The 4,615-nt window shown below is 34.4% G+C and carries 7 protein-coding genes; 1 reads left to right on the top strand and 6 read right to left on the bottom strand.

All coding sequences use genetic code 11. From position 1 onward, the window contains the following. Positions 1–365, bottom strand: a 365-nt coding sequence (locus tag ABWO41_RS15660) for a GreA/GreB family elongation factor (protein WP_353140062.1), incomplete at its 3' end; no start/stop codon positions are given. 395 nt (positions 366–760) lie between these two features. Between ABWO41_RS15660 and ABWO41_RS15655 the strand changes: the two genes are divergently transcribed. Then, on the top strand, positions 761–1,000 hold the full coding sequence (locus ABWO41_RS15655) for a PLDc N-terminal domain-containing protein (protein WP_353140060.1): 240 nt from the start codon (positions 761–763) through the stop codon (positions 998–1,000). On the opposite strand, the gene ABWO41_RS15650 is transcribed toward ABWO41_RS15655, so the two are convergent. The 5 genes from ABWO41_RS15650 to ABWO41_RS15630 all read right to left on the bottom strand — a co-directional run. Continuing rightward, on the bottom strand, positions 997–1,662 hold the full coding sequence (locus tag ABWO41_RS15650; protein WP_353140058.1) for an MCP four helix bundle domain-containing protein: 666 nt from the start codon (positions 1,660–1,662) through the stop codon (positions 997–999). The two genes, ABWO41_RS15655 and ABWO41_RS15650, sit on opposite strands and share 4 nt — an antisense overlap. 66 nt (positions 1,663–1,728) lie before the next feature. After that, positions 1,729–2,565 (bottom strand): N-acetylmuramoyl-L-alanine amidase, encoded by an 837-nt coding sequence (locus ABWO41_RS15645; protein WP_353140056.1) that lies wholly within the window; start codon positions 2,563–2,565, stop codon positions 1,729–1,731. Between the two features lie 96 nt (positions 2,566–2,661). Next, positions 2,662–3,675: an inorganic phosphate transporter gene (locus ABWO41_RS15640; protein WP_353140054.1), complete on the bottom strand. Its 1,014-nt coding sequence runs from the start codon at positions 3,673–3,675 to the stop codon at positions 2,662–2,664. A 25-nt stretch (positions 3,676–3,700) separates the two neighbouring features. Then, positions 3,701–4,342 carry a DUF47 domain-containing protein gene (locus ABWO41_RS15635; protein WP_353140052.1) on the bottom strand — a complete coding sequence of 214 codons (642 nt, stop codon included), beginning with the start codon at positions 4,340–4,342 and terminating at the stop codon, positions 3,701–3,703. A gap of 101 nt (positions 4,343–4,443) precedes the next feature. Beyond that, positions 4,444–4,615: ATP-binding protein (locus ABWO41_RS15630; protein ID WP_353140064.1), on the bottom strand; the 172-nt coding region annotated here is incomplete at its 5' end.

The raw sequence follows: 4,615 nt of genomic DNA, 5'->3' as shown, positions 1-4,615 counted from the left end.
TCTATTATTTTGAATTTCTTAACTCCGTCTGGCATTTCCCATTCTACGATGGCACCTGTTTGATAACCCAATAACGCGATACCGATAGGAGCAAAGACAGATAGCTTTTGCTTCTTCATATTCGCTTCGGCCGGCATCACAAGTTGAAAAGAAAAACTTTTATTGTTATCAACACTTTCTATTTTAACAAAAGATTCTAACCGTACAACATCGGCTGGTAATTTATCGTCTGGTAAAACTTTTGCATCGTTTAGTTCCTTTTCCAGTTTCTGTTTATTGAATTCTGATAAAGTAGTGCTCAGTTTTAAATGTTCCTTTAAAATATCAAAGTCCTTTTTTGAAATAATTAATTGTAATGTTTCCATATTATTGAAAATGTATTGTTTAATAAATATTTTAGATAATACTTTGCTAAGGCCGGAAATATCCCCCCAAAACTTTAAAACATGTTCGTTTTGGGGCTACTTAATAAAGTCTTTAGAATTCGTTTTAGAAAGGTAATTAGAGAAAATCCGTTTTTTAGACAAAGCAATAGCTGGCAAGCCGCCTTGTCCTGTAAGGACAAAAGCGCTCTCTAATAATAGCTTATATGTTTGTACCACGGTTACCATATGCTTCTTTACAATTTTAATGTTTTTCCGTTTTTAATCAAAATTTTCAAGTTTTTTATTTGATCATATTATAAATCTCTGACTTAATTGCTTATATATACTTCGTTTTTAAGGATTGTTTTGATAATATTGTGTTTACTTTTTAAAAGATGGGATATATATTATTACAGCTCTCTCAAACCGGATATTTTATGGTGTTGGCGGGACTTTTCTTTTTTCCGCTTATTGTCGCTGTTATTACCTGTAAGGATATTTTTTACAATCAGTACCTTAAAGATACCTATAAAGCATTCTGGTTTGCCATTGTTATATTAATACCTTTAATTGGGTCTATTATATATTTTTTCTGGGGAAAGCCGGCAGCAGAACGAAATAAGCCAAAGATTTAGTTTAGATTGTGTTTATCGATTTTTGTTAATGTGATCCTCCTATTAGAAAACATCATAAAGACAAAAACACCTATAAAAATCGCTAAAATAACTTGAATAGAGTTAAGTACATTGCTCACTGACAGGTCTTTCATATACTGTGAAACTATTTCCTGGCCGATTTTACTTTGCATTTTGCTCAGCTCGCTTAAATCTTTATTGATGGCCTCGGCTTTTGGTTTAAGTTCTTCTAATCTTTTTGCTATCAGTACTTCTTCATAATTACTAAGCTCGGACGTTAGCTCATTCAGTTTATGTATGTCTTCCTTCAGCATTTTAAGAAAGACTTCTTCTTCGGGAACAAGATATGTCTTCTCATACCTGTCCATTAAGAGTTTAAATTGTTTATCAATTTCTTTTAGATCATTTTGAAAGACAGACTTCGAGTAAGTTTTATCCGTGGCTCTTCGTTCTAATAAAAACATTCTATTAGCAATAAGCTGTCGCATTTCAAAAAAATCTGTTGAAGGCTGAAGCCTGTCTTCATAAATAGACTCTATTGCTTTTCTGCTACTTTCTAACATTTTCTTTTCGAAGATATTGCTTACAATAATCCCAGCCATCAATATAAGCAATATGGACGCGGCTTTTAATTTGTTAGAAAAGATAGAGTTTAAATCCATGTAAAAATGCCGTAAATCTAAATGTACGATTCGGAGCCCACATTTTTAGTATAGACTTATAAAAATCTAATATTTTCGATATAAGTTATACAATACACAGGTATCCCAAGTGCTCATAAGAGGGAAAAGATCTTTTTGGACGAAGTGCCTTTTAAAAGCAACTATGGCCGCTGGTAAATCCGATACATCATATCCAATTCTTCTTAGCGCAGATTCAACGTCAAAATTTGCAGGAGGCAATTCATCTGGTGCATTGTACCATAATCCAAAACCAGCTCTGGCAAGTCTTTCCCATGGAAAAAGAATACTCGGGTCTGCTTTCCTCTTTGGCGCTATATCAGAATGGCCTATAAAATTAGCTGTCGGAATATTATAGTCTTTTTTAAGCTTTGCTAAAAGCAATAACAAAGTATTTATCTGTGCTTCAGAAAAGGGTTCAAATCCATTGTTATCTAATTCTATCCCAATAGAACAGGAGTTCATATCTGTCATATTTCCCCATTTACCAGCTCCAGCATGCCAGGCTCTCAGTTCATCGCTAAGCATTTGCACTAAAAATCCGTCACGACCAATAACATAATGCGCACTCACCTGAGTTCTTTCTAAAGTAAAAGTTTTAATGGTTTGCTGAATAGAGTCCTGTGCAGTATGGTGGATAATTACAAAAGACGGCTTTCTTGCGCCAAAATTTACTGCAGGAACAAAACTGGAAGGAATTTGATTTCCTAAAGTATCTGTTAAAACCGGGGCCATATTAACAACCAGTTTCTCTGCAACTTCATTCACTATGGTTTCCTGCGTTTTCTGTGCTTCTGGATATTTGCTACGTACCTTAGGCGAGCAAGATGTAAACGATAAAAATAATGCACTTATAACTAAAACTGATCCAATATAACTTCTCATAACAATGAATAATCCTGTAAAAATAACACAAAAAATAAGGGCTTAGAAAGTAAATTACATCTAAGCCCTTAACAATTATTATAAGTTATAGTTCTTTTATCCGAATATATAATGGATTATTGCATATAATATTCCTGCAAATGTAGCAGATACAGGTATTGTTAGAACCCATGCCCAAATCAGGCTATAAGTAACACCCCATTTTACAGCAGAAAAGCTTTTGGTTATACCGACACCTATAATTGATCCTGTAATGGTGTGTGTTGTTGATACCGGAATACCAAAATGTTCTGTGATACCTAGTGTAACAGCACCAGCAGTTTCGGCACTTACACCTTCCAAAGCTGTAACTTTTGTAATCTTAGTTCCCATCGTCTTCACAATTTTCCAACCTCCACTCATAGTTCCAAAGGCAATTGCGGCATAACACACTAAAGGAATCCATTCCGGCATATGATCTCCGTTTACCAATACTCCACCAGCGACTAAAGACACATAGATTATACCCATTACTTTCTGAGCATCATTTCCCCCATGCGCAAAACTAAGTGCTGCAGAGGATAGAAGCTGTAGTCTTTTAAACCATCTCTCGGCTGTAGCTGGCTTTGCATACCTCGCAATATTAATGATTATTAAGGTGATAATTACAGATATTAATGCACCGATTACTGGCGCCAATACGATAAATGAAACTGTTTTTAAAATAGGAGAAAGATTGATTGCTTCTAAAACATCGTCTCCTAAAACCAAAGCATGCGCAATACCTGCTCCTGCAAAACCACCAATAAGTGTATGAGAAGAACTTGAAGGGATTCCATAATACCATGTAAATAAATTCCAGCCAATTGCAGCACTTAGACCTGCTAAAATTACTTCCAGATTAATGTAATCTTCTACTACGGTTTTTGCAATTGTATTAGCTACTTTGTGGTCTGTAAAGTAAAAATACGCAGCAAAGTTGAAAAGTGCCGCCCACAATACCGCCTGGAAAGGAGTTAATACTTTTGTGGAAACAATTGTCGCGATTGAGTTGGCTGCGTCATGAAAACCATTAATGTAATCAAAGGCTATTGCCATAATGATTACAATTACAAGAAGTGTTGTTACCATTTTTTTCTTTAATTAGAACTTCAGATTATGCATTCTTTACAAGAATGGACTCCATCACATTGGCTACATCTTCACACATATCGGTAGCAGTTTCTAACGCAGAAAGTACTTCTTTATATTTTATAATGTTTTTAGCATCTTCTTCATAGTCGAATAATTCACCTACTGCTTTGTCAAACACATAATCTGCCTGATTTTCTATGCTATTAATTCTCACACAGGAATCAGTTATTACTCTAATATTTTTAAGATCTTTTAACTCGCTTACTGCTTTGTAAACTTCTTTACAGCCTTCTTTCACTAATTCTCCTAATTTCTTTACTGCGTCTGTCATTACATTTACGTTGTATAACAGAATCCTGTTAGAAGAACCATGTATATAATCCGCAATATCATCTAAGGCAGAAGCTAGCTGATGTATATCTTCTCTATCAAACGGGGTAATAAATGTTTTACTCAATTCGAGGTAGATAGCATGTGTTATTTCATCACCTTTTTGCTCTAAACGCTCTATTTCTTTATGCAGTTTTTCTCTGTCAGCATTTGGATCGCTGTTTACCAATTCTTCTAATTTATCTGCCATTTGAAGTAAATTAGTGCTGGCTTTCTCAAATAGAGGAAAAAACTTTTTGTCTTTCGGTATGAAATATGAAAATATACTATTCATTTCTTTATGTATTTGCCCCAAAAATAAACCCTCAATGTTAAGTTAATGTTAACTTTTCGTGATTGAGTTTAAAGGCACACATAAAACTAAATTTTCTTGATTTATAAATCTTTGATTAATGGAATACCCGCTAAAGGATTCTTAGCTTTTTGCAATGTAAAACCAAAGGTAGAACCTATTCCAGGTGTACTTCTAACATTGATAGTTTGGTGGTGAGCTTCAACAATATGTTTAACAATAGCTAACCCAAGGCCAGAGCCGCCTATATTTCTT

Origin of the sequence: Pseudopedobacter sp. (assembly GCF_040392825.1) — a bacterium.
In the GTDB taxonomy this organism is placed as follows: domain Bacteria; phylum Bacteroidota; class Bacteroidia; order Sphingobacteriales; family Sphingobacteriaceae; genus Pseudopedobacter.
Note: the sequence above shows the minus strand (reverse complement) of the source record. Positions and strands in the feature narration are given on the sequence as shown.

Bases quoted from the DNA above. Each gene is read 5' to 3' on its own strand.
- ABWO41_RS15655 (WP_353140060.1), top strand. From the start codon at position 761: ATGGGATATATATTATTACAGCTCTCTCAAACCGGATATTTTATGGTG.
- ABWO41_RS15650 (WP_353140058.1), bottom strand. From the start codon at position 1,662: ATGGATTTAAACTCTATCTTTTCTAACAAATTAAAAGCCGCGTCCATA.
- ABWO41_RS15645 (WP_353140056.1), bottom strand. From the start codon at position 2,565: ATGAGAAGTTATATTGGATCAGTTTTAGTTATAAGTGCATTATTTTTA.
- ABWO41_RS15640 (WP_353140054.1), bottom strand. From the start codon at position 3,675: ATGGTAACAACACTTCTTGTAATTGTAATCATTATGGCAATAGCCTTT.
- ABWO41_RS15635 (WP_353140052.1), bottom strand. From the start codon at position 4,342: ATGAATAGTATATTTTCATATTTCATACCGAAAGACAAAAAGTTTTTT.